The organism is Paraburkholderia sediminicola (genome assembly GCF_046026855.1).
GTDB classification, from domain to species: Bacteria; Pseudomonadota; Gammaproteobacteria; order Burkholderiales; family Burkholderiaceae; genus Paraburkholderia; species Paraburkholderia sediminicola_A.
In genome coordinates this window covers 242,096-267,534 of the sequence record NZ_JAQQET010000003.1, presented here as the reverse complement: position 1 = coordinate 267,534, position 25,439 = coordinate 242,096, and the positions used below count along the sequence as shown (strand labels likewise).

Annotated in this window: 22 protein-coding genes and 2 tRNA genes; 22 read left to right on the top strand and 2 right to left on the bottom strand. The window is 60.0% G+C overall.

Annotation, left to right across the window (positions count from 1 at the left end; translation table 11 throughout):
- Nucleotides 1-22: 22 nt before the first annotated feature.
- Entirely contained in the window at nt 23-1,696 is a 1,674-nt protein-coding gene (locus PQR40_RS05150) for an electron transfer flavoprotein-ubiquinone oxidoreductase (protein ID WP_408228734.1), read from the bottom strand.
- Between the two features lie 188 nt (nt 1,697-1,884).
- On the opposite strand from PQR40_RS05150, the gene PQR40_RS05145 reads away from it, so the two are divergent.
- The gene (locus PQR40_RS05145; protein WP_408228737.1) at nt 1,885-2,661 is read left to right on the top strand and encodes an SDR family oxidoreductase; all 777 of its coding nucleotides are present in this window, start codon (nt 1,885-1,887) and stop codon (nt 2,659-2,661) included.
- 246 nt (nt 2,662-2,907) lie between these two features.
- Nucleotides 2,908-3,339, top strand: a complete 432-nt coding sequence (locus tag PQR40_RS05140; RefSeq protein WP_408228740.1) for an acyl-CoA thioesterase — start codon at nt 2,908-2,910, stop codon at nt 3,337-3,339.
- Between the two features lie 129 nt (nt 3,340-3,468).
- On the opposite strand, the gene PQR40_RS05135 is transcribed toward PQR40_RS05140, so the two are convergent.
- The gene (locus PQR40_RS05135; protein ID WP_408228743.1) at nt 3,469-4,014 is read right to left on the bottom strand and encodes a LuxR C-terminal-related transcriptional regulator; all 546 of its coding nucleotides are present in this window, start codon (nt 4,012-4,014) and stop codon (nt 3,469-3,471) included.
- A 273-nt stretch (nt 4,015-4,287) separates the two neighbouring features.
- Between PQR40_RS05135 and PQR40_RS05130 the strand changes: the two genes are divergently transcribed.
- The 20 genes from PQR40_RS05130 (at nt 4,288) to PQR40_RS05035 (ending at nt 25,429) form a co-directional block, all read left to right on the top strand.
- Complete coding sequence (locus tag PQR40_RS05130) at nt 4,288-4,992, top strand: CoA transferase subunit A (RefSeq protein ID WP_408228746.1); 705 nt, start codon at nt 4,288-4,290, stop codon at nt 4,990-4,992.
- A 2-nt stretch (nt 4,993-4,994) separates the two neighbouring features.
- Nucleotides 4,995-5,636: a CoA transferase subunit B gene (locus PQR40_RS05125; protein WP_074282763.1), complete on the top strand. Its 642-nt coding sequence runs from the start codon at nt 4,995-4,997 to the stop codon at nt 5,634-5,636.
- Between the two features lie 348 nt (nt 5,637-5,984).
- Nucleotides 5,985-6,896 (top strand): alpha/beta fold hydrolase, encoded by a 912-nt coding sequence (locus PQR40_RS05120; RefSeq protein ID WP_408508549.1) that lies wholly within the window; start codon nt 5,985-5,987, stop codon nt 6,894-6,896.
- A 96-nt stretch (nt 6,897-6,992) separates the two neighbouring features.
- Nucleotides 6,993-7,346: a RidA family protein gene (locus PQR40_RS05115; protein ID WP_028200195.1), complete on the top strand. Its 354-nt coding sequence runs from the start codon at nt 6,993-6,995 to the stop codon at nt 7,344-7,346.
- Nucleotides 7,347-7,419: 73 nt separating this feature from the next.
- Nucleotides 7,420-9,663 carry a RelA/SpoT family protein gene (locus PQR40_RS05110; RefSeq protein WP_408508548.1) on the top strand — a complete coding sequence of 748 codons (2,244 nt, stop codon included), beginning with the start codon at nt 7,420-7,422 and terminating at the stop codon, nt 9,661-9,663.
- Between the two features lie 141 nt (nt 9,664-9,804).
- Nucleotides 9,805-9,881, top strand: a tRNA-Val gene (locus PQR40_RS05105).
- Between the two features lie 250 nt (nt 9,882-10,131).
- Nucleotides 10,132-12,039 (top strand): threonine--tRNA ligase, encoded by a 1,908-nt coding sequence (thrS, locus tag PQR40_RS05100; protein WP_408228758.1) that lies wholly within the window; start codon nt 10,132-10,134, stop codon nt 12,037-12,039.
- Nucleotides 12,040-12,088: 49 nt separating this feature from the next.
- Entirely contained in the window at nt 12,089-12,613 is a 525-nt protein-coding gene (gene infC, locus PQR40_RS05095) for a translation initiation factor IF-3 (protein WP_325044246.1), read from the top strand.
- 248 nt (nt 12,614-12,861) lie between these two features.
- Nucleotides 12,862-13,059 (top strand): 50S ribosomal protein L35, encoded by a 198-nt coding sequence (gene rpmI / locus PQR40_RS05090; RefSeq protein ID WP_074282768.1) that lies wholly within the window; start codon nt 12,862-12,864, stop codon nt 13,057-13,059.
- Between the two features lie 29 nt (nt 13,060-13,088).
- Nucleotides 13,089-13,448, top strand: a complete 360-nt coding sequence (gene rplT, locus PQR40_RS05085; RefSeq protein WP_006052502.1) for a 50S ribosomal protein L20 — start codon at nt 13,089-13,091, stop codon at nt 13,446-13,448.
- Nucleotides 13,449-13,605: 157 nt separating this feature from the next.
- Entirely contained in the window at nt 13,606-14,619 is a 1,014-nt protein-coding gene (pheS, locus tag PQR40_RS05080) for a phenylalanine--tRNA ligase subunit alpha (protein WP_074282769.1), read from the top strand.
- A 142-nt stretch (nt 14,620-14,761) separates the two neighbouring features.
- Complete coding sequence (pheT, locus tag PQR40_RS05075) at nt 14,762-17,197, top strand: phenylalanine--tRNA ligase subunit beta (RefSeq protein WP_408333575.1); 2,436 nt, start codon at nt 14,762-14,764, stop codon at nt 17,195-17,197.
- Nucleotides 17,198-17,266: 69 nt separating this feature from the next.
- Complete coding sequence (locus PQR40_RS05070; RefSeq protein ID WP_325044244.1) at nt 17,267-17,677, top strand: integration host factor subunit alpha; 411 nt, start codon at nt 17,267-17,269, stop codon at nt 17,675-17,677.
- Between the two features lie 46 nt (nt 17,678-17,723).
- On the top strand, nt 17,724-18,125 hold the full coding sequence (locus PQR40_RS05065) for a MerR family transcriptional regulator (RefSeq protein ID WP_408228764.1): 402 nt from the start codon (nt 17,724-17,726) through the stop codon (nt 18,123-18,125).
- Between the two features lie 63 nt (nt 18,126-18,188).
- A tRNA-Pro gene (locus tag PQR40_RS05060) sits at nt 18,189-18,265 on the top strand.
- Between the two features lie 500 nt (nt 18,266-18,765).
- Nucleotides 18,766-19,344, top strand: coding sequence for a UbiX family flavin prenyltransferase (locus PQR40_RS05055; RefSeq protein ID WP_408228767.1), 579 nt, complete (start codon nt 18,766-18,768; stop codon nt 19,342-19,344).
- A 421-nt stretch (nt 19,345-19,765) separates the two neighbouring features.
- Nucleotides 19,766-20,854 carry a BTAD domain-containing putative transcriptional regulator gene (locus PQR40_RS05050; RefSeq protein WP_408508547.1) on the top strand — a complete coding sequence of 363 codons (1,089 nt, stop codon included), beginning with the start codon at nt 19,766-19,768 and terminating at the stop codon, nt 20,852-20,854.
- A gap of 597 nt (nt 20,855-21,451) precedes the next feature.
- Nucleotides 21,452-22,246, top strand: a complete 795-nt coding sequence (locus PQR40_RS05045) for an alpha/beta fold hydrolase (protein WP_408508546.1) — start codon at nt 21,452-21,454, stop codon at nt 22,244-22,246.
- Between the two features lie 115 nt (nt 22,247-22,361).
- Nucleotides 22,362-23,891, top strand: a complete 1,530-nt coding sequence (locus PQR40_RS05040) for a class I adenylate-forming enzyme family protein (protein WP_408508545.1) — start codon at nt 22,362-22,364, stop codon at nt 23,889-23,891.
- Nucleotides 23,888-25,429 carry a UbiD family decarboxylase gene (locus PQR40_RS05035; protein WP_408508544.1) on the top strand — a complete coding sequence of 514 codons (1,542 nt, stop codon included), beginning with the start codon at nt 23,888-23,890 and terminating at the stop codon, nt 25,427-25,429. The genes PQR40_RS05040 and PQR40_RS05035 overlap by 4 nt, the downstream gene beginning before the upstream one ends.
- Nucleotides 25,430-25,439 lie beyond the last annotated feature (10 nt).

Genomic DNA, 25,439 nt, shown 5'->3' with positions numbered 1-25,439 from the left:
CGTACGGCAATCAAACTCCGAATCACATATTCGGATAGTTAGGCCCGCCGCCGCCCTCAGGCGTCACCCACACGATGTTCTGGGTCGGGTCCTTGATATCGCAGGTCTTGCAGTGCACGCAGTTCTGCGCATTGATCACCAGACGCTCGCTGCCATCATCGTTCTTCACGAACTCATAAACCGCGGCTGGGCAGTAACGCGCTTCCGGACCGGCATAGGTCTGCCAGTTCACGTTCACCGGCACTGAAGGATCTTTCAGCGTCAGGTGAGCCGGCTGGTTCTCTTCATGGTTAGTGTTCGAGATGAACACTGAAGAGAGCCGGTCGAACGTCAGCTTGCCATCCGGCTTCGGATAGACGATCTGCTTGCACTGCGAAGCGGGTTTGAGCATCTCGTGGTCCGAGTGCTGGTGATGCAGCGTCCAGGGCACGTTGCCGCCGAGCAGCTTCTGTTCGACGCCGACCATCAAGGTACCGAGGTACAGGCCCTTGCTCATCCACTGCTTGAAGTTGCGCGCACGATGCAGTTCCGTGTGCAGCCACGAAGTCTTGAACGACTCCGGATAGGCCGTCAGCTCATCGCTGGTGCGGCCGGCTTGCACAGCCTCAAATGCTGCATCAGCCGCCAGCATGCCGGTCTTGATCGCCGCATGCGAACCCTTGATCCGCGACGCGTTCAGGAAGCCGGCATCGTCGCCCACCAGCGCGCCGCCCGGGAACACCAGCTTCGGCAGCGACAGCAGGCCGCCCGCAGTAATCGCCCGTGCGCCGTACGACACGCGTTTGCCGCCTTCGAGCACTGCGCGGATCGCCGGATGGGTCTTATAACGCTGGAATTCCTCGAACGGTGACAGATACGGGTTCGTGTAGCCGAGGCCGACCACGAAGCCCACCACCACTTGGTTGTTGTCCATGTGATAGAGGAACGAGCCACCGTACGTATCGTTTTCGAGCGGCCAGCCGGCGGTATGCATCACCAGACCCGGCTTGTGCTTGCCCGGATCGATTTCCCACAGTTCCTTGATGCCGATCCCGTAGACCTGCGGATCGACGCCTTCGCGCAGCTTGAATTTGTCGTTCAACTGGCGGCCCAGATGCCCGCGCGCGCCTTCGCAGAACAGCGTGTACCTGGCGTGCAATTCCATGCCGAGCTGGAAATTCTCGGTCGGCTCGCCGTCCTTGCCGATGCCCAGGTTGCCGGTGGCGACGCCTTTGACCGACCCATCGTCGTTATACAAAATCTCAGCAGCTGGAAAGCCCGGGAAGATTTCCACGCCCAGTGCTTCGGCCTGCTGACCCAGCCAGCGCGTGACGTTCGCGAGGCTGATCACGTAGTTGCCGTGGTTCTTGAAGTTTTCCGGGAGTGCCCAGGTCGGCACGCTCTTCGAACCGGTTTCGGTAAGGAACAGGAACTTGTCTTCGGTCACGTCCACCGTCAGCGGCGCGCCTTTTTCTTTCCAGTCCGGAATCAGTTCGGTGATGGCGCGCGGATCCATCACCGCGCCCGACAGGATATGAGCCCCGATCTCCGAGCCTTTTTCCAGTACGCACACGCCAATCTCGACGCCTTTTTCAGCCGCCAGCTGCTTCAGGCGGATCGCTGCGGACAGGCCAGCCGGGCCACCGCCGACGATCACCACGTCGTATTCCATCGACTCGCGCGGACCGTACTGCTCAATGAGACTTGCGGGGGTCATTGATGCTCCTCTTACCGTTAGAATGCTTTTTTCGGGATCGTATTGTGGGCGATGGTTTCCGCCACTGCAACCAGATGAGCATAGATTAGCACGATCGTTCTATTTCTATGATGCGGTATGACCCGCAGTGACGGTCCTACCGCACCTGTCAACCGCGTCTGTAACAACAACCGAACAAGGGAACGACTATGGGCCGTTCGATCAATCTGGAAGGCAAGGTCGCGCTGATCACCGGCGCCTCAAGCGGGTTGGGGAAGCGCTTTGCTCAAGTATTGTCGCAGGCCGGCGCTAAGGTCGTGCTGGCGAGCCGCCGAACCGAGCGCCTGAAGGAATTGCGCGCCGAGATCGAAGCCTCCGGCGGTGCCGCCCACGTTGTATCTCTCGACGTTACGGATTACCAGAGCATCAAGTCGGCCGTTGCTCACGCGGAAACCGAGGCGGGCACGATCGACATTCTGGTGAACAATTCAGGCGTGTCGACCACGCAGAAGCTCACGGAAGTCACGCCGGCCGACTTCGAATACGTGTTCGACACTAACACGCGCGGCGCTTTTTTCGTTGCCCAGGAAGTCGCCAAGCGCATGATCATGCGCGGCAATAGCGCGCAGAAGCCGTCATACCGGATCATCAATATCGCGTCGATGGCGGGCTTGCGGGTGCTGCCGCAGATCGGCCTGTACTCGATGAGCAAGGCCGCCGTCGTCCATATGACGAAAGCCATGGCGCTGGAATGGGGCCGGCACGGCATCAACGTGAATGCCATCTGCCCGGGTTATATCGATACCGAGATCAACCATCATCACTGGTCGACCGAGCAGGGACAGAAGCTGGTGTCGTTGCTGCCGCGTCATCGTGTCGGCAAGCCGGAGGATCTGGATGGCCTGTTGCTGTTGCTCGCGGCCGACGAATCGCAGTTCATCAATGGCTCGGTGATTGCCGCCGACGATGGGTTCGGGCTCTCCTGAGCGCGGCTTTTGGGGCGCCCGTTGGTGGGCCTCTATGCAACTTTTGCGCCGCTGCCGTGAGGCTTTGCCGTGCTTCATACCAGTGCCGCTTTGGACTGCCGCCGCCTCGGATTATCCCGCAGTCGAAGAAACTGTTTTACGTGCGCGGACCTTCCGCCGAAAGCATGCCCGCGTTATGTTGTTTGTCATCTCTGCGCCGGCCCACACGCCGGTTTCAACCTCGTTTCAACCCGTTAAAGAAGTACGATGAGCGATTTTCACGCAGTTTTTGAGATGTCGATGCCGATCCGCTGGGGCGACATGGATGCATTCGGCCATGTGAACAACACGGTCTATTTCCGTTACATGGAGCAAGTGCGGATTTCCTGGTTCGAACAACTGGGTCTGGTCGGCAGCAACGCCGATGGGCAGGGACCGGTGATCGTCAATGCGTCGATGGAGTTTCTCAAACAGCTGCACTATCCCGGCGATGTAATCGGCCGGATGTCCGTGGCCACGCCCGGCCGCAGCAGCTTTGACACTGCATTCGAGCTCGTGCGCGCCGACGAGCCGGACACCGTTTATGCCCGTGGCGCTGCGCGTTGCGTGTGGATCGACTACGCCGCAGGCAAGTCGGTGCCGGTTCCGGACATGTTGCGCGCGACCATCGAGCGCGCGGCGCTGGTCAAGGCGGCGTAGTGGCAACTTTGCGTCAAATCCGCAGCGCGAGTTAGCGTCGCGCGCGTTACAGGCCGCCTCAGAGCCGGTTTTCCAGCGCCCGGCTTTATGCCCGAGCCGCCAAAGCCGAGGCGCTCAACGCCCGAGCCCTCAGTGCCCGAGCAAACGCTGCAGCAGCTCGGTCGCGTTCCCCGTATCGTATTTGCGCATCAGCCGCGCGCGGTAGACATCGACCGTGCGCGGGCTGATATCCAGCGCCCGCCCGATCTGCTTGCTGGTTTTACCCGTCACCAGCTGCGCGGCGATTTCCCGTTCGCGCGGCGTCAATTCGACCGCCACGCGCCGCGTCGCGCTCAAATCCTCGAAGGTCCACACACCGGCGGCATGCGCGTCGGCGCGTTCCTGTGCGCGGCCGGTCACGTGGCACCAGAACAATTCCCCGTTGGCCCGCTTCATGATCCGGTCGTCAGCGTAGCTGCCTTGCGCGGTCATGATCGGTGGAATTCGCGCTCCGATCCGCTCGAATTCGTCCGTCGACGGATATAGCACCTGGAACGACTGGCCGAGCAGCGCCTCGCGCGTGCAGCCGAATATCGACGCCAGCTCGTCGTTGCAGTCTTCAATGATCCGTTCGCGTGACAGTACGAGTCCGATCGGGGCGAGGTGAAACGCGGTTTGGTAATCCAGTGCGGGCATGGGTTGGAGGCAAGTACTTATGTATTTTTGCGTATTGTGCCGCATGGCGCGCCCAGCGTACCCTTTCGGGCATATCACAACGCGGCGAAGCGTCCGCAGCAGGCGTAGGCGCCAAGCAGGGCAGCCTGAGCGCATGGGCTGCCGCGGATGACTAGAATGACGTGTCGGGCGTTTGTCCGCTGAACGTCATATCGAGGTCGCAACGATCCGGCAGCCGGCGTACCGGCGGCCGGTGCCCCGGTTTCGGGTTTCCATAAAGGAAGGGACATACTGATGAACAAGGTCTATCCAGGCGCCGCCGAGGCGCTGAAAGACATCGTCAAGGACGGGCAGACGTTTGCCGTCGGCGGTTTCGGGCTGTGCGGCATTCCCGAGGCGCTGATCGCGGCGCTGCGCGATTCGAAGGTGCAAGGCATCACCTGCATCAGCAACAATGCGGGCGTCGACGGTTTCGGCCTCGGTCTGTTGCTCGAAACGCGCCAGGTCAAGAAGATGATTTCGTCGTACGTGGGCGAGAACAAAGAGTTCGAACGCCAGTATCTGGCCGGCGAACTCGAACTCGAATTTACGCCGCAAGGCACGCTCGCCGAAAAGCTGCGCGCCGGTGGTTCGGGCATTCCGGCCTTCTTCACGAACACGGGCTACGGCACGCTGATCGCCGAGGGCAAGGAAACCCGCCAGTTCGGCGAGAACCACTACGTGCTCGAACATTCGCTGACGGCCGATGTCGCTTTGGTCAAGGCATGGAAGGCTGACAAATCGGGCAACCTGATCTATCGCCGCACCGCGCGCAACTTCAACCCGATGTGCGCGATGGCCGGCAAGATTACCGTCGTGGAGGTCGAGGAAATCGTTGAGATGGGCGAACTCGATCCGGATGCGATCCACACGCCGGGCATTTTCGTGCAGCGCATTGTGCTCAATGCGAATCCGGAAAAACGCATTGAACAACGCATCGTGCGCGCGAAAGGAGACTGATCATGGCATGGACTCGTGACGAAATGGCCGCACGCGCGGCGAAGGAATTGCAGGACGGTTTCTACGTCAACCTCGGTATCGGCTTGCCGACGCTGGTGGCGAACCACGTGCCGGCGGGCGTCGAAGTGTGGCTGCAGTCGGAGAACGGCCTGCTCGGCATCGGCCCGTCGCCGACCGAAGAAGAAGTGGATGCCGATCTGATCAACGCCGGCAAGCAGACGGTGACCACGTTGCCGGGTTCGTCGATTTTCTCGTCGGCGGATTCGTTCGCGATGATTCGCGGCGGCCACATCAACCTGGCGATTCTGGGCGCGATGCAGATCAGCAAGAAGGGCGATCTGGCCAACTGGATGATCCCGGGCAAGATGATCAAGGGCATGGGCGGCGCGATGGATCTGGTCGCGGGCGTCAAGCGCGTGGTCGTACTGATGGAACATGTCGCGAAGGGCGACCAGCACAAGATCCTCGAAGAATGCACGTTGCCGCTGACGGGCGTGGGCGTGGTCGATCAGATCATCACTGATCTCGGCGTGATCGAAGTCACGGAAGATGGTCTGAAGCTGACTGAGCTGGCGCCGGGCGTCAGCGTTGAGGAAATCAAGGCGAAGACGGGCGCGCCGCTGGATGTGAGCGCGGTGAGCTGAAGGGTGGTGTGAGCCGTCCACTTCGGTCTTTGTGACGGAAGCTGGCGGCAACGCGAGTTGCCTTGTGGGTCGCGGGGCGGCTTGCGAAGCGAATTGAAGCGAGGTTGTAAACGGGCGAGGCGCGAGTCTCGCCCGTTTTGTTTTGATGCCGTCTTTTCGTGCCGTTTTGCGCTGCCCGCATCGGCGCGCCGGCGCCGCGGCGTTACCCTGGAGCGTCCTGGCGCGTCTTAGGCCGTTTGGCCGATCCTTGCCGCGCGGCAAAGCGGTTTACAATCGTTTCAAGATTCGACGTTCATTCCCCGCCGCTTGGTCTGCGCCGAGCCCATAGCGCTTTTGCAAGGAACCCAGATGACCGAGACGTCCGCTTCCACCGCCGAGCGGCCCGCGCCCCGCCAACGTTATGTGCAGTGCGCGAGCGCCGGTGGCCTGCACCGGATCGCCTACACCGAGTGGGGCGACCCCGCTAATCCACGTGTGCTGCTGTGCGTGCACGGCTTGACGCGCTCCGGGCGCGATTTCGACCGCCTCGCGGCGGAATTCGCCGGCACTTACCGCGTGGTGTGTCCGGATGTGGCGGGGCGGGGCTTGTCTTCGTGGCTCGCCAACCCCAACTTCTATAGCGTGCCGCAGTACGTCGCCGATATGGTTACGCTGATCGCACGCCTGAACGTCGAAACGGTCGACTGGTTCGGTACCTCGATGGGCGGTTTGATCGGGCTCGCGCTGGCCGGCCTGCCGGAAACGCCGATTCGTAAAATGTTGTTGAACGACGTCGGACCGCATCTGGAGCCGGTGGCGGTGCAGCGCATCGGCGAATACCTTGGCAAGCCCGTGCGTTTCGAAACGCTGCAGCAGGGCATCGATTACGCCGCGTTGCTTGCGCAAACCTTCGGTCCGCTCACGCCAGAGGAGTGGCGCGAGATCAATACGCCGCTTTTGCACGAGCAGGACGGCGCATGGTTGTTCCGCTACGACCCGCGGATCGCACAGCCGTTTGCCGCGACAACCGAAGAGGCGGCCAAACTCGGCGAGGCCGCACTGTGGCATTCGCTGGCTGCGTTTCAGGGGCCGGTGCTGGTGGTGCGCGGCGAGCAATCGGATCTGCTCTCGCGCGAGACCGTCGCGAAGATGGTGGAGGCCGGGCGTGCTGTATCCAGCACCGAAATTGCGGGCGTCGGGCATGCGCCGGCGTTTCTGTCGGCCGATCAGATCGACCTCGCGAGGCGGTTCTTTATCGGGCCGCCCGCTGACGCGTCATAATATCGAGTTCCGCGCGGCGTCCTCTATTGGACGCAATGCGTGGGTGCAATGCGGAACGCATTTGCGATCAATTTTCAACCAACCCCAGGATTCTTCATGGCAGTCATTCGTCACCACGTCGGCAAGCGCCTCTCGGAAACCGCTGTGTACAACGGCACCGTGTACCTCGCCGGCCAGATCGCCGAAGACGCGGATCAGGACATCACGGGTCAGACGCGCGAAGTGCTCGGCCACATCGACCGTCTGCTCGAAGAAGTGAACAGTGACAAGTCGCATTTGCTGTCCGTGCAGATCTACATCTCGGACATGGTGCACTTCGCCGGCATGAACGCAGTGTGGGACGAGTGGGTCGCACAAGGTGCCACGCCGCCGCGCGCTACCGTCGAAGCGAAGCTCGCTAACCCGAAGTGCCTCGTCGAAATCGTCGTGGTCGCGGCGCAGCGCGATTGAGCCTGGCTGAGCCTGGCCTCGCAGTTGTTGTTGAAATTCCGTTGATCCGTCTGGCCCAGTGGGCCGTCGCACCATGACTACCGAAATCGTTACGAGCACGCCGTCCCCCATCCCTTCCTTCGACGAAGCGATGGCGTTCGTGCGCGAACACGCGGGCGAAGTGCGGCTCTCATCGGGCGAGTTGCTGGCGGATCATGCGGGGGGTACGGCGTCGATCATGCGCACGCTCAACGTCGATCCGCCAGCTGTGCTGGCGGCGGCCTTGTTTGCGCTGACGCCGCATTTGCAGGACCCTGAGCGCGTGATCGCCGATAACTTCGGCGAAGAAGTCGCGCAACTGGTCGGCGACGTGCGCAAGTTGCTGCGCCTGGGTACGGTGAGCTTGCGCGCCGCGCAGAATGCGATGCCTGAAGCCGGGCGCGATGCGCAGGCCGCGCGCCGAGCGCAGGTCGAGGCGCTGCGCAAGATGCTGCTCGCGTTCGCGCAAGATATTCGCGTGGTGCTGATACGGCTAGCGTCGCGCTTGCAATCGCTGCGTTATTACGCGGCGGCGAAAATCACGCCGTCGCCTGATGTCGCGCGCGAGACGCTCGATATTTACGCGCCGCTCGCCAACCGTCTGGGCATCTGGCAACTGAAATGGGAGCTCGAAGATCTCGCGTTGCGTTTCGAAGAGCCGGTCACTTACAAGCGCATCGCCAAGCTGCTCGACGAGAAGCGCGTGGAGCGCGAGAGTTATGTCGCGCAGGCGATCGAGCGGCTGCAGCGCGAGTTGGCTGCGGCGAATGTGCAGGCCGAAGTTAGCGGCCGACCCAAACATATCTATAGCATCTGGCGCAAGATGCGCGGCAAGGAGCTGGATTTCGCCGAACTGTACGACGTGCGCGCGTTTCGCGTGATCGTGCCGGACATCAAGGATTGCTACACCGTGCTCGGCATCGTGCACAACCTGTGGCAGCCGGTGCCGAAAGAGTTCGACGACTACATCTCGCGGCCGAAGCCGAACGGCTACAAATCGCTGCACACAGTTGTGATCGGCGACGACGGCCGGGCGTTCGAAGTGCAGATCCGAACGCAGGAGATGCATCAGTTCGCCGAGTATGGCGTGGCGGCGCACTGGCGTTATAAGGAAGCGGGCGCGCGTGGTTACGGTGGCCAGTTCAGCGCCAATGAGAAGTACGACGAGAAGATCGCGTGGTTGCGTCAGCTGCTCGCGTGGAAAGACGAAGTCTCGGAAGGCGAGCATGGCGAGAAGCGCGCGGCGCAGCCGTGGGAGCAACTGCGGCAGGCTACGCTCGACGACGACCACATCTACGTGCTCACGCCGCAAGCGCGCGTGATTCCGTTGCCGCACGGCGCGACTCCGGTGGACTTCGCGTATCACCTGCATAGCGAACTGGGGCACCGCTGCCGCGGCGCGCGTGTCGACGGTGCGATGGTGCCGCTCAACACACATCTGCAGAACGGTCAGACTGTCGAGATCGTCGCGGTGAAAGAGGGTGGTCCGTCGCGTGACTGGCTCAACCCGCAACTCGGATATTTGCAGAGCCATCGGGCACGGCAGAAAGTGCGCGCGTGGTTCAACGCGGTCGAAGTGCAGGAGCACATCGCGAGCGGCCGTGCGATGGTCGAAAAAACCCTGCAGCGCGAAGGCAAGACGTCGGTCAATCTCGATCAGCTCGCCGCCAAGCTTGGCTTCAAGGCCACTGACGACCTGTTCTCGGTGGTCGGCAAAGAAGAGTTCAGTCTTCGGCTCGTTGAGCAGGCGCTGCATGATGCGCCGCCGCCTGAGCCCATAGTCGAAGCGCCGGAACACTTCGAGAAGCGTAGTAGCGGCGCGAGCGTCGCACGCGGGGCTTCCACGGGCGTGCTGGTGGTTGGCGTCGACGCGTTGCTTACGCAACTCGCGCGCTGCTGCCGGCCCGCACCGCCTGACGACATCAGCGGGTTTGTCACGCGCGGCAAGGGCATGTCGATTCACCGCAGCGATTGCCCGACCTTCCTGCGCATGGCCGATCGCGCGCCGGAGCGTGTGTTGCAAACCGCATGGTCGGCAGATGTCATGAGCGGCCGCGGGCAATCGGTCTATCCTGTCGACCTCAGCATTGAGGCAACGGATCGGCAAGGTCTGCTACGGGATATCTCCGAAGTTTTCGCGCGCGAGAAGATGAATGTGATCGGCGTGAAAACGCAGTCGCGCCGTAACGCCGCCTTCATGCAATTCACGGTCGAGGTATCGAGCGCGGCGCAAATTCAGCGCGCGTGTGCGTTACTCGGTGAAGTAACGGGCGTGATGCGCGCTTCACGCAAGAATTGAAGCTCGGGCGAGATGGCGGGGGTGCCAGCAGGTATCGATTAGGCGCGGCTAGACGCGCCCGCGCGTGTGAGTAGAAATTTAAAGTCGGTGCATAAAAGTACTTGCCAAGCGGTGTGGCGCTCCATATAATCTCGTTTCTTCAGGCTCGTAGCTCAGCTGGTTAGAGCACCACCTTGACATGGTGGGGGTCGTTGGTTCGAGTCCAATCGAGCCTACCAACGAAAGAGAAATTCCGGTTTTGCCGGGGTTTCGCAAACTGCAGTAAGCGCCTCGGCGCAAAAAGGCGAGTAGGGTATGACACCGCGAACGTTGACCGAAATTACTTCGGAGCGACGCTAGTCGAGGACCACTTTCGCCAATGTAGTTTGCAGGAAATGTGAATGCGGCCCCTCGAAAGCGGGGCCGCATTTTTTTTGGCTTATTTGATGGTTGTATGTGCCGCCGCCGGTCGGCACCACGGAGAACGCAATGGTTTCGATACGTCTGCCTGACGGTTCTGTTCGACAGTACGAGCATCCGGTGACCGTCGCCGAAGTGGCCGCCTCGATCGGCCCCGGCCTCGCGAAGGCCGCGCTCGGCGGCAAGATCGACGGTGAACTGGTCGATACGTCCACGCTGATCGATCACGACGTGGCGCTTGCCATCGTCACCGAAAAAGACGCCGACGGTCTCGACATCATTCGCCACTCCACGGCGCACTTGCTCGCGTACGCGGTGAAGGATCTGTTTCCGGAAGCGCAAGTCACGATCGGTCCGGTTATCGACAACGGCTTCTACTACGACTTCGCGTACAGCCGTCCTTTCACGCCTGAAGATCTCGAGAAGATCGAAAAGCGCATGCAGGAGCTCGCGAAGAAAGACGAGCCGGTTTCGCGCCGCGTGGTGTCGCGCGACGAAGCAGTGGACTACTTCAAGAGCATCGGCGAAAAGTACAAGGCCGAGATCATTGAGTCGATCCCTGTTACCGACGAAATCAAGCTGTACTCGCACGGCAGTTTCACCGACCTGTGCCGCGGTCCGCACGTGCCGTCTACCGGCAAGCTGAAGGTCTTCAAGCTGATGAAGCTTGCGGGCGCCTATTGGCGCGGTGATTCGAAGAACGAGCAGTTGCAGCGCATCTACGGTACGGCCTGGACGAAGAAGGAAGACCAGGAAGCGTATCTGCACATGCTCGAAGAGGCGGAAAAGCGCGACCACCGCAAGCTCGGCAAACAACTCGATCTGTTTCACATGCAAGACGAGTCGCCGGGCATGGTGTTCTGGCATCCGCGTGGCTGGACACTGTGGCAGCAGGTCGAGCAGTACATGCGCCGCCGCGTGAATGACGCCGGCTACCTCGAGATCAAGACCCCGATGATCATGGACCGCTCGCTCTGGGAAGCGTCGGGCCACTGGCAGAACTATCGTGAAAACATGTTCACGACCGAATCGGAAAAGCGCGACTACGCGATCAAGCCGATGAATTGCCCGGGTCATGTGCAGGTGTTCAACCACGGTCTGCGCTCGTATCGCGATCTGCCGCTGCGTTACGCGGAGTTCGGTTCGTGCCACCGTAATGAATCGTCGGGCGCGCTGCATGGACTGATGCGCGTGCGTGGATTCGTGCAGGACGATGCGCACATTTTCTGTACCGAAGACCAGTTCATCAGCGAATCGATCGCGTTCAACACGTTGGCGATGAGTGTCTACAAGGATTTTGGCTTCGACAACGTCGAGATCAAGCTGTCGCTGCGCCCGGATTCACGTGCCGGCACCGATGAGACGTGGGATCGTGCCGAGCAGGGCCTGCGCGACGCGCTGACGGCCTGCGGCGTGACGTGGGAAGAATTGCCGGGCGAGGGCGCATTCTATGGCCCGAAAGTCGAATATCACATCAAGGACGCCCTCGGCCGCTCGTGGCAGTGCGGCACCTTGCAGCTCGATATGGTGTTGCCGGAGCGCCTGGGCGCCGAATACGTCGCCGAAGACAACGGCCGTCGCCGCCCGATCATGCTGCACCGGGCAATCGTCGGATCAATGGAGCGCTTTCTCGGTATTCTGATCGAGCACCATGCTGGTGCAATGCCGTCGTGGCTCGCGCCCATGCAGGTTGTGGTGATGAATATCGCGGAAAATCAGACCGAATATGCACAGTCGCTAGCCCAATCGTTGCAAAAACAAGGGGTTAGAGTAGAGGCCGATTTGCGCAACGAGAAGATTAGCTATAAAATACGGGAGCACACGCTAGAAAAGGTGCCGTACCTGCTCGTGGTCGGCGACAAAGAGCGTGAAGCCCAAACGGTAGCCGTGCGTGCCCGTGGTGGTGTCGATCTGGGTGTGATGCCTCTCGATACCTTCATTGAGCGTCTGCGCCAGGACGTGCAGTCGTTCAACTGAGCCACTTGGCAGCCCGGCTCGTTTTTTTAATTTTTAGAGGAAACGTAACATCGCTACTGATAAGTCTGCGCACCGCATCAACGGTGAGATTACAGCACCCGAGGTGCGTCTGGTCGGAGTCGAGAACGAACCGCTCGGCATCGTGAAACTCGCTGATGCGTTCCGCATGTCGGAACAGCAAGATGTGGATCTGGTCGAAATCGCTCCGCAAGCGGTGCCGCCGGTCTGCCGTTTGATGGATTACGGCAAGTTCAAGTACTCGGAAGCGAAGAAGCAGCACGAGGCCAAGCTCAAGCAGAAGGTCGTCCAGGTCAAGGAAGTCAAGTTCCGCCCGGGCACCGATGACGGCGATTACAACGTCAAGCTGCGCAACCTCATCCGCTTCCTCGACGACGGCGACAAGACGAAAATCACGTTGCGTTTCCGTGGCCGCGAAATGGCTCACCAGGAAATCGGTATGCGCGTGCTTGAGCGCCTGCGCACGGACCTTGACGAAGTCGGTCAGGTCGAGCAGATGCCGAAAATGGAAGGTCGCCAGATGATCATGGTGATCGCTCCGAAGAAAAAGAAGTAAGCGATTGGAGCGGCGGCGCGCCGTACGGTGCGCGCTCCGGTTGTTCGCGATTGAAACGATGCTGTGCCGGGTGTCCGGCGCGGTATCGGCAGGTTTCGGAGCGGTGCCTATGCAAATAGGCGCCGCGTCCTGAAAAGCGGCCGCCGGCGGTATTGGTGGTCTGCATACCAAGTGGAATGGGTTTCGAAGGGCGGGTAATGGCCATCTGGTCGACCGCACACCCATATCCATCTAATAATGGAGTTGTCATGCCGAAGATGAAGACCAAGAAGAGTGCTGCGAAGCGCTTCGTGGTGCGTCCGGGCGGTACCGTCAAGCGCGGTCAAGCCTTCAAGCGCCACATTCTTACCAAGAAGACCACCAAGAACAAACGCCATCTGCGCGGTTCCACGTCAGTTCATGAGTCAGATATGAACTCCGTGCGCGCAATGCTGCCGTTCGCTTAACCCTTAACTAAAACTCACAGGAGCTAATTATGCCTAGAGTCAAACGTGGGGTTACCGCACGGGCCCGTCACAAGAAGATCATCAAGCTGGCCAAGGGTTACCGCGGCCGTCGCAATAACGTCTATCGCATCGCCAAGCAGGCGGTCATGCGCGCAGGCCAATACGCCTACCGCGATCGCCGCAACAAGAAGCGTGTGTTCCGTGCATTGTGGATCACGCGTATCAACGCGGCGGTGCGTCAGCACGACATGACGTACAGCGTGTTCATCAACGGCCTGAAGAAGGCTTCGATCGAACTCGACCGCAAGGTGCTGGCCGACATGGCTGTGTTCGACAAGGCTGCTTTTGCTGCGATCGTTCAGCAGGTGAAAGCCGCCGTTGCAGCCTGATTGCGCTTTGGGCAATTAAACTGCGTGGTTCGTTGCAGTGAATATCCGGTAGTCTCGGTGACGCTGCAGCAAAAACGGGGCTCCTCACCGAGCCCCGTTTTTGTTGGTAGAGCCAGTTTTGCTTCGATAGAACACTGACGTTGAAATGATGGGATCAATGGATCTGGACCAGATTGTCGCCGACGCGCAAAAAGCCTTCGCAGAAGCCTCTGACGTCACCACCCTCGAGAACGAGAAAGCGCGCTTTCTCGGCAAATCGGGTGCGCTGACCGAGCTATTGAAGGGCCTTGGCAAGCTCGATCCCGAAACGCGCAAGACCGAAGGCGCTCGGATCAACCTCGTCAAGCAACAAGTGGAAGCCGCGTTAACGGCCCGCCGTCAGGCGCTGGCCGACGCGTTGCTGAACCAGCGCCTCGCCGCTGAAGCCATCGACGTCACGCTGCCCGGCCGTGGCACCGGTGCAGGCAGTCTGCACCCAGTCATGCGCACATGGGAGCGCGTCGAACAGATTTTCCGGTCGATCGGATTCGACGTGGCCGACGGCCCCGAAATCGAAACCGACTGGTACAACTTCACCTCGCTGAACAGCCCGGAGAACCATCCGGCGCGTTCAATGCAGGACACTTTTTACGTCGACGGCAAAGATGCCGACGGCCGTCAACTGCTGTTGCGCACGCACACCAGCCCGATGCAGGTGCGCTACGCTCGCACCAACACGCCGCCGATCAAGGTGATCGTGCCGGGCCGCACGTATCGTGTGGACAGCGATGCAACGCATTCGCCGATGTTCAACCAGGTCGAAGGGCTGTGGATCGACGAGAACATCAGCTTCGCGGACCTGAAGGGCGTCTACTCCGACTTCCTCAAGAAATTCTTCGAGCGCGACGATATTCAGGTGCGCTTCCGTCCGTCGTACTTTCCGTTCACCGAACCGTCGGCTGAAATCGACATGCTGTTCGAAACGGGCAAGAACGCCGGCAAGTGGCTCGAAATTTCGGGCTCCGGCCAGGTTCACCCCACGGTGATCCGCAACATGGGTCTCGACCCCGAGCGCTATATTGGTTTTGCTTTTGGCAGCGGGCTCGAGCGGCTCACCATGTTGCGTTACGGCGTGCAAGACCTGCGTCTGTTCTTCGAAAACGACCTGCGTTTCCTGCGTCAATTCGCGTGAACTGGCGCGTACGAACGCGACAAGCATAGAGCGCGGCACTGCACGCAGTGCCGCAGCAGCGTCCCCGGCAGTGCTCGTTAATGACGGGCATCGAAGCATCTGCCGGACGTGGACCTAACCTGATCAGAACGTACACAGAACCATGCAATTCCCGGAATCCTGGCTGAGAACCTTTGTCGACCCGCAACTGACGACCGATGAGCTGTCGCACGCGTTGACGATGGCGGGTCTCGAAGTCGAAGACCTGCGGCCGGCTGCGCCGCCGACCTCGAAGATCGTCGTCGGCCAGGTGCTGGAAGTCGTCAAGCACCCCGACGCAGATAAGCTCAACGTGTGTCAGGTCGACGCTGGTACGGGCGTGACGCTGAACATCGTGTGCGGTGCGCCGAATGTCGCGCCCGGCATCAAGGTGCCGGTTGCGTTGGTTGGCGCGCAACTGCCGCCGGCCGAAGAGGGCGGCACGCCGTTCGCGATCAAGCTCTCGAAGCTGCGCGGCGTGGAAAGCCAGGGCATGCTGTGCTCGGCGCGCGAACTGAAGCTCTCGGAAGATCATAGCGGCCTGATGATCCTGCCGGAAGATACGCCGATCGGCCAGGACATCCGCGAAACGCTCAAGCTCGACGACACGGTTTTCGAAATCAAGCTGACGCCGAACAAGGCGGACTGCCTGTCGGTGTTCGGCGTGGCGCGCGAAACCTCGGCCATCACCGGTGCGCCGCTGCGCCCGCTCGAGATCAAACCGGTTGAAGTCAAGCTCAACGAAACGTTGCCCGTCAAAATCTCGGCGCCCGATCTGTGTGGCCGTTTTTCGGGCCGCGTGATTCGCGGCGTGAATGCGCGCGCGAAGTCACCGCAATGGATGGTGCAGCGTCTCGAACGCTCGGGTCAGCGCAGCATCTCCGCGCTCGTCGACATTTCGAACTATGTGATGCTCGAACTGGGCCGCCCGTCGCACGTGTTCGATCTGGATAAGATCCACGGCGGCATGGACGTGCGTTGGGGTCGTAAGGGCGAAACGCTCAAGCTGCTGAACGGCAACACTGTCGAACTCGACGAAACCGTCGGCGTGATTGCCGACGAACAGCACATCGAAAGTCTCGCCGGCATCATGGGCGGCGACAGCACGGCAGTCACGCTCGACACCACCAACATCTATCTCGAAGCTGCGTTCTGGTGGCCCGATAGCATTCGCGGGCGCTCGCGTAAGTACAACTTCTCGACCGATGCAGGCCATCGTTTCGAGCGCGGCGTCGATTACGCGACCACCGTCGAACACATCGAACGTATCACTCAACTGATCCTCGATATCTGCGGCGGCGAAGCCGGCCCCGTCGACGATCAGACCGTCAACGTGCCGAAGCGTGAGCCAGTGAAGATGCGGGTCTCGCGTGCGAACCGCATCATCGGCATCAAGATCGATGCGGACGAAATCGCGCAAATATTCACGCGCCTCGGCCTCACCTTCGAACGCGAGGGCGATACGTTCTCGGTGATGCCGCCGTCGTACCGCTTCGATATCGAAATCGAAGAAGACCTGATCGAAGAAGTTGCGCGAATTTACGGCTTCGAAAAGATTCCCGCACGTCCGCCGGTCGCGACCAGTGAAATGCTGCCGACCAACGAAACGCAGCGCTCGATTCACGTGATCCGTCATGCACTCGCCGCGCGCGACTACGCGGAAACGGTCAACTTCAGTTTCGTGGACGCCGAGTGGGAGTCGGACTTTGCCGGCAACGACAAGCCGGTACGTCTGTTGAATCCGATTGCAAGCCAGTTGTCGGTGATGCGTACCACGCTGTTCGGCAGCCTGATCAATGTGCTGCGCACGAATCTGAACCGTCGCGCGGCCGATCGCGTACGCGTGTTCGAAGCCGGCCGCGTCTTCCTGCACGATCCGTCGATCAAGGCAGGCGAGCTGACGGTAGAAGGTTTCGCGCAGCCGAAGATGATCGGCGGCCTCGCCTACGGTCCCTCGCTCGAAGAGCAGTGGGGCGCGCAAACGCGCACGGTCGATTATTTCGACGTGAAGGGCGATCTGGAAGCCGTGCTCGCGCCGGCCGTGGCACGCTTCGTGAAAGCGGAGCATCCAGCATTGCATCCGGGCCGCAGTGCGCGTATTGAACTGAATGGCCGAGCAGTGGGCTGGATTGGTGAATTGCACCCGCGCTGGATGCAGAAATATGATTTGCCGCATGCGCCGATTCTGTTTGAAATCGAAGCAGAAGCATTAATGCAGCGCGTATTGCCGACTCCGGCGGAAGTGTCTAAATTCCCGCCTGTGCGTCGCGATATTGCGCTGGTCGTCGATCAGAAAATCGAGGTGCAGGCACTGCTGGACGAGCTCCAGAAGGCTCAATCCGAAGAGGCCTGCAAGACTGTCCAGAAGGTTGCGCTTTTTGACGAATTCCGTCCAAAATCAAACACTTCCGGTGGTCTGGCTGCTCATGAGAAAAGCCTTGCGTTCCGTGTGACCTTGCAAGATACTGGCGGGACCCTTCAGGATGAAACGGTCGATCTGGCCATTCAAACTCTGGTGGAACGTCTGGCTCGAGTATATGGCGCACGGTTGCGTGGATAACCCGCATTTAACATTTGCACGGCATTTTTTCGCAACCTCCGTTTCTGCTTGGCGCGCCATTTGATAGATATGAATGAAATGAACTCGAGTGATTTCGAAGCCCTTCTTACGGCGCAACGCAGCGCCATGATTCGCGATATTCCGACATCACCCGCGGCTGTTTCCCCCGAAACGCCGACGCTTACCAAGGCGGAACTTGCCGAGTTGCTGTTCGACAATGTCGGGCTCAACAAGCGGGAAGCGAAAGACATGGTCGAAGCGTTCTTCGAGGTGATCCGCGATGCGCTGGAGAGTGGCGACAGCGTGAAGCTGTCGGGGTTCGGCAACTTTCAGTTGCGCGACAAACCCCAGCGTCCCGGCAGAAACCCGAAGACCGGCGAGGCGATTCCAATCGCCGCGCGCCGCGTTGTGACGTTCCATGCAAGTCAAAAGCTGAAAGCGCTGGTCGAAAACGGCGCTGAAGCGAGCTTCGCGCGCTGATCGATTGGCGCGTTCCTGCGCAACCCACCACGACGGCTAACTGACGATGACAGCGACGATCGAAAAAGTCGTCTTGCCTCCGATTCCGGCGAAGCGCTACTTCACGATTGGTGAGGTCAGCGAACTATGCGGCGTGAAACCGCATGTGTTGCGCTATTGGGAACAGGAATTCACGCAGTTGAGGCCGGTCAAGCGACGCGGCAATCGTCGGTACTACCAGCACCACGAGGTGCTGTTGATCCGGCGGATTCGTGAGCTGCTGTATGAGCAGGGCTTCACGATCAACGGTGCGCGCAACCGGCTTGATTCACATGGCGGTGGCGCGCACGGCGCACCGGCTGATCTGGTCGAGGAAGGCGAGGGCGCAGCGGCGCCGGCAGCCGCCACGGTGGACGTCGAGCAGTTGCGCAAGGAATTGCTGCATGTGATCGATGTGTTGGGCCACTAGTTTGCTTTGTTAGCGCGGGGCGGTTTTAATCGCTTGAAGTGTCTGTTATAATTATTAGCTGTTCGGGGCGTAGCGCAGCCTGGTAGCGCACACGCCTGGGGGGCGTGTGGTCGGAGGTTCAAATCCTCTCGCCCCGACCAAAGAAATCAATGGGTTACAAGTTTCGGCTTGTAACCCATTTTTCGTTTACGGCCTTCGTATCCTAGCGGTGTCCGAAACTCCGAAACTCGTGGGGTTGGACAAATTGGTTGTGGCTACAACGGCCGTCATTCGATCTGGCGTGCGAGTTCGAAGCGCCCGTCCCAGAGGTCACGCGTACGTGATAGACCGCGACGCGATAACTCACGTTGGTGACGCTTCGATACTTCGCCTGCCGTTCGTACGGCAGGCGGTGCTCGATTTACGCGACATCTTTAACTCCTCCGAACTCGGTAACGTTAGCGCGCGATAACCGCGATAGCGAATGACTTTCGTCGACTTCAATGGCGTTTTCCAAACAGGCGGCGAGGCGTTGCGAGGCCTTGAAGAGCGGCGCGATAAGAGACGGAGGAAATAATTTGATATTCGTTTGATGATACGAGACTACGCTGGCGACAGTTATAAGACCAGGACTGCTGTTGACGCGACAAGTGGAGACAAAGTGACGGAGCGCGAGCCAAGACGTCTTATCGTAGGAATCAGCGGGGCAAGCGGCGCTGTGTATGGCGTCCGGGCACTCCAGATATTGCGTGAATGCGATGTTGAAGCGCATCTGGTCGTAAGCAAGGCGGCGGAATTAACATTGAAGCATGAGGTAGGAACAAGCTCCGTCGCCCTGCGGGAGTTAGCCCACGCCTGGTATCCCGCTTCCGATATCGGGGCTGCCATTTCGTCGGGCTCATTCATCACCATGGGCATGCTGGTGCTGCCTTGCTCGGTGCGGACCATGAGTGAAATCTGCACGGGAGTCACCTCATCGCTCCTGAGTCGTGCGGCTGACGTGGTCCTCAAAGAGCGCAGACGTCTCGTACTCGGGATCAGAGAAACACCCCTGCATACGGGCCATTTGCGAACGATGACCAATTTGTCGGAAATGGGTGCGGTTATTGCACCTATTGTTCCGGCGCTTTACGCGCTGCCGCAGTCGCTTGAGGATGTGGTAGATCACACCGTGGGGCGGTTACTTGATTTATTCGGTATCGATAGCGGGCTCGTTAAACGATGGACAGGGCGCCTCTGACGCGGTCTTCCGGTGGTCGGCTTTATTGGACTGGAACCGAATCGCTTGCCTTGCCGCATCGGCAGATGCCACGACGAACAATGGCGTTAACTTTCGCTGCGTTGCAGTAGCGTTAGTACATTCACCGATAGCCGTGAATTCACGGTTGCTCAATTCGCCCCGCTGCCAGGCAAAGGCAGAATCGTACGGCCGCGGCGCCGATGCGTTCACTAATTCATCCGCGGGGATAGCCTACGACAATTTCTTGCGGCGTAAAGCCACCATTGTTAGACTGATTCTTCATTTCAGCGTGGCCCGCCGAGGCCGCCGGGCTCCCTGGCGCAGGATGGCAGGCGGGTAGTCGCTGGACCGGAACGGGTGCGACTGTTGAGGCACACACTTCAATGGTGGCGAGGTCGCGATCACGGGGTGGAGACGCAGCATGAAGATGTTCCAGATGATCACGTTGGGAGGCTTTGCGCTTCTTGATACCGGTGGCGTCCCGCTCGCTATTCAGACTCGCAAGCAAATGGCTTTGCTAGCCTACCTTGCTGTGCATCCAGAGAAGGTTTTCACACGCGCCATCCTTGCACCCATCTTCTGGGGGCGCGATGACGAAGTTCGCTCCCGCCATAGTCTTAGCCAGGCGCTCTATGACCTGAAGCGCGTCGTTGGAAGCGACGTAGTCTGTACGCACGGCCAAATGGTGTGGATCGGCAAGGAAACCATTAAGGTCGACGCGCTGGAACTGATCAGATTGGCCGGTGACTCTACAGCCGAGGCTTCGCACACAGCTGACCGCTTATATCAAGGCGATTTCCTCGCAGGCATGGCGCTCGACGAAGAGCCGTTTGACCACTGGCTGCTCGCAGAACAGGAGCGTTTCCGCCGTATTGCCCAGCGCAGTATCGGTGCATTGATATCGACAGGTGGCGAGCCCTTGGACAATGACGACCTGCTGCGCGTGAGCCGGTCGTTGCTGAAGGTCGACCCGTTCGACGAGCAGGCGCATTGCCGCATCATGGAAATCTACGCCCGGCAGGGCGTCAGGAGTCTGGCCATTGCCCATTTCGAAAAGCTTGCCGCCGACCTGGATCGAGAACTGGATACCCGGCCGTCGGTCAGACTCGTGTCGACCTATCAAGCGATCCGCGATAACGCCGGGCATGTGAGTGCAACCCCTTACAGGATCGAGGACTACGCGTTTATCGTCGAGCAGATCCCACAGCCCGTGGTCGTGACTGATATGAACCACCGGATAGTTGGCTGGAACGAAAGATCCGAGCAGGTATTTGGATTCAGCAAGTCCGAAATGTTTGGCCGCTCGTTGACGATGTTGTATGCACCGAACCGTGACTCCCGTCTGGCCGACGATATCCTGGGTCTGGCACTCGAACGCGGCAGTTGGGCTGGAGACGTCACGCTGGTGACTAAAGGCGGCAGCTGTTCCCGCCAACGGCGTATTGTTGCGCCGCTTTACTCACCAGAAGGCCGGTGCGTCGGGGCTTTTGGTCAAGGGCTTGTGAGCTAGCGCGCCATCTGTTTTCTCCGGTGCAAACCGCAAGACTACGCAAACCGTCAGACCATTCTCCATACCGTGGTCGTGCTCGTCCTGACGAGTCTATGCAGTAGCTATCTGGTTCAGGCGTCAAGTCGTTTGGACAACTGTGCGCCTCGTTCCTCGTGCCTCGCTACAAGGCAATCCAGTCAGACCCAAGGGTTTCCCCCAGACATACCCGATTACCTGACGCATCTCGACGGTCGCCATTTCGCCGCGCCACCGGGTTCTATCCTCGCGTGAGGATACTGAAAATATCTATCCATTTGCATTCAAGGGCTCTCGTGCCAGGGCGGGCGAACTCGAGGGGATCAGTGAGTGATCCTTTGAGAATGCTTTGATAGCCGACATCTATAGTGACGCGAAGAGGCCGTCACCTGTTTGATGCCTGACATGCAACAGATGGCATGTTGAAGCATGCGGTGTCGGCCACAAGAATAGTTCTGGCAGAAAGGAGACACGCTGTATGCACAACGACGGCAGGCTGCGCACGTTGCATGGCGTAGTGGCGCGGTCTACCCACGTGCGAATCTGGGCGCCGCTCGCTTTAATGAAACGGTGCAATTTCCGATGAAAAACTATGGAGCGGGTGAAGCCAGGGAGGACGCCGAATTGTTCACATTGTCGGGTGGCGAAGGTGATGACGTTCTGCTGTTGTTGCATGGTTTAGGCGCCACGGCGGACGTCTGGAGGCCGCTTGTTAGCCGTCTACCAGGGCAATGGAGGGGGCAGTGGCTAGCGCCCGATTTGCCAGGGCATGGCCGTTCGTCGAAAGCGGCGAGCTACGCCGCTGGCTCACAGGCGGCAAGCATTGCTCGTGTGCTGCCTGCCGGCGGCCGGGTGTATGTGCTGGCGCATTCCCTGGGCGGAATCATCGGCGTCCTGCTTGCCAGCCAGTGGTTCGGTGCGGCCGTGTATGCCGTGGCGGCATTTAGTGTCAAGGTAGTCTGGACCGATGAGGAGAAGGACATGGCGGCCCGGCGCGCAAGTGCAACTCCAAAGTATTTCGCGTCACGAGGCGAAGCGCTGAGCTTCTATCTGAAGGTAGCAGGGCTTGCCGGTCTTGTGCCGGAAGACGACCCCGTTGCGGCAACGGGCGTTGTGGAAGACGTGCACGGTTGGCGGCTGGCGGCGGACCCTGCGACGGCGGGCGTGGGTGGACCGCCTCTCGCCCCGATGCTCGCAGCGGCGACTTGCCCCATCGTTCTGGCTGCCGGCCGACGCGACCCAATGGTCAAGCTCGACACGCTGCGCAATATGCATTCGCCCGTTGTCGATCTGGGTGACCTCGGGCACAACCCGCATGTGGAGGCGCCGGACACGATCCTGAAGTTGGTGCGTGATCTCCCCACGAGATCCGGATAAGACGCGATACCGATTCTGATTACGAATTATTTTTTCAATAACTTCGGATGCCGAATCTATCTGAAGTGATCCGGATTTGATAATTGATTGATTCCTTGCAGGCAGAATTTTACCTATGCCCATTTATGACAACCTGCTGGCGCGAGCGCAGTCACTATTTGCCGATCATCCGGCCATTGTCGACGGTCCGGTGCGGCAGACCTATGGTGAACTGGTCGAACGCGTCCTGCGGCTTGCTGGCGCCATGACCAGACTTGGCTTGCAACGTGGCGATCGGGTTGGATTTCTCGGCAGAAACAGCTTTCGCTTCATCGAGGTCAACCTGGCTTGCTCACTCGCTGGATTGATTCATGTGCCAATCAACTTCCGCCTGTCCGATGTCGAGATCGACTATATCGTCGCCGATACGGGGCTGCGTTTGCTGTTTGCCGAAAGCCGCTACCGTGGGCGCGCGGGTCAGACGGTGGTCTGGTCCGACAGTGACCCTATCCGCGGTGACAACGAGTATGAAGCGTTGCTGTATTCGGGCCAGCCGGCCGATTTCGACGCAAGTTCTATCGAAAGCGCCACTGACGACGTTGCGCAAATCTTCTACACAAGCGGCACCACAGGTCATCCGAAGGGCGTTTGTCTGACGCGTGGCAATCTGACAGCGAGTGCGCTCGACGCACTCGTTTCGCTCGAGATGAAACGGCGCGACGGCTGGCTGCACGCGTCGCCGATGTTTCATCTGGTCGATGCGTTTGCAATCTGGGCCATCACGCTTGTGGGAGGGCGACACATCATCAATCATTTTTCACCTGACGAGTTCGGCCCGCTGGTCGAGGCTGAACGCATCACCAAGACCAGCCTGCCACCCACCTTGCTCGACAGAATCGTGCGAGAACCGTCGATCGCGAACTACGACGTGAGCTCGCTCGAGTTGATCAGCTACGGTGGTTCGCCGATGCAGGATGCCGTGTACCAGCGCTGTCATGAGACGCTCGGGTGTTCGATGTTGCAGGCATACGGCCTGACTGAAGGCTCGGGCTTTGTATGTCACGAGGTGCGCGACGATAACCCGACGCCGCAGCAGGCGATGAACACGGTCGGCCACCCGACACTGCATACGCAGATTCGTCTCGTGGATGATGCGGGTAATGGCGTCCCGGATGGTGAACCCGGTGAAATATTGATTCGTGGTCCTCGCGTGTTCAGGCATTACTGGCAGAAGCCCGAGATGACCGATGCCGTATTCACGCACGATGGCTGGTATCGAACTGGGGACATCGGGCGACGTGACCACCACGGCCGCTATCAGATCGCCGGCCGCAGAAAGGAAATGGTCATCAGCGGAGGAGAAAACATCTATCCAGCGGAGGTCCAGAACGTTCTGCTTGGCTGCCCCGGCGTGACCGAGGCAGCGGTGTTTGGCGTGCCTAGTGTCGAGTGGGGAGAGGAGGTTCGCGCGGTGGTCTATGCCGAAGGTGTACAAGCCGGGACCCTTAACGAAGCCGACTTGCTCGGGTATTGCCGGACGCGGATAGGCGGCTACAAGCTGCCCAAGAGAATATACATAAGCGATGCGCCGCTTCCCAAGAGCGGTCCGGGAAAAATTGCGACGAACCAGATTCGGGCCCGGTATATCGAGGAGTCGAAGCCATGATGATCGACGTTGAACAGTTTCGCCTCCGGAATTTTGTTGAGTCGCTCTGCTCGCAAGGAGAGTGTCGGATCTACGAGGAACCCATTGATCTGATCGACGTCGGCAGGATACTCGACGAGAGTGATCAGGCAGTGTGGTTCAAATCCGTCGGCGCCGAGCGGGCCGAGCTGGTGGGTAATGTGATGGGCTCGCGCCGGCGTCTTGCGCTCGCTTTCGGCGTTAGCGAACAGGAATTGCCGGAGGTGTTGCGTCAACGCGGCAACACGGAGATTGCGCCGACGCCGCTCACTTCGGAGCAGGCACCGGTTCAGGCCGTCGTAAAAACCGGTGCTGAGGCCAGCCTCCTCAGTTTGCCCGTACATCTTCAGCATGCCCTCGACGGTGCACCGTATATCTCGGCGAGCATCGACTTTGCACGGGACCCGTCGACGGGCGGCACCAATGTCGGTTGCCGCCGCATGATGCTGCGCGGGCGTCATGAAGCCGGCGTGGATCTGAATGCGCCGAGCGACCTGAGAGCGATCTATCAGGCTGCAACGCAGCGTGGTGAACGCGTGGAAGTAGCTTATGTGGTCGGTTGTCATCCGATTGACTTCCTTGCCGCCACGTTCGCGTCGCGCGCCACTGACGAGCTCGGTTTGATGGGTGCGCTGCGCGGCGCTTCGGTGCCGATCGTCAAATGCCGGAGCATCGACGTCTGGGTACCGGCCGATGCGGAATATGTTCTTGAAGGCTACCTGGACCACCGCGGATTTTCCGCAGCGGAGGGCCCCTATGGCGAGTTCCTCGGCTACTACGGTGAGGTCAAGCGAAATCCCGTCTTTCACCTGACGGCTATCACCCACCGTTCCGATGCGTTATTCCAGACCGTTACTATCGGCGGACGTTCGCTAGGCGGCACCGACACCGCGCAACTCGTGGCCGCAAAAACGGAATCGACAGTCTGGTCGTCGCTCCTGCAGGCGGTACGCGAACCGGTCGCGGTGTGTTCGTCGCCTTCGTGCGGCGGCATGTTTAACGTGCGTGTCTCGATCCGTCAGCGTTATCCCGGCGAAGCCCGTAACGCGATCGCGGCAGTGTTCGGGTCGGTGGCGGACGTCAAGCACGTATTTGTCGTCGACGACGATCTCGATGTCTTTAACGATGGCCACATCGACTGGGCATTGGCCACGCGCTTTCAGGCGGACAAGGATCTGATCGTGGGAGGGGGCTTTCGGGCGGTGCCGATCGACCCCTCGCTTGGCGGGCTTCGATCCGGCGCCAAGGCAGGCTTCGACTGTACGAAGCCACTGACGGCCGCGTCCACGCCGCACTATGTCATACCGGCTCCGCCCCGCCTTGGCACGTCTCCATACGATGGCCTCGGGGAGGCGCTTGCGGCTGGTCCGGCGAGCTTTCTGGAGTTAATGGCCGCCAGCCGTTCCCGCGACGGCCGTGATGTCCTCGAGGCGCTGGAGCCCTTATACGCACAAGGCCGTATCGGCAGGGACGACGACGGCCGCTATCGGCTGCTGGATGCCCCGCCGGCCGGGACATGAGGCACATGTG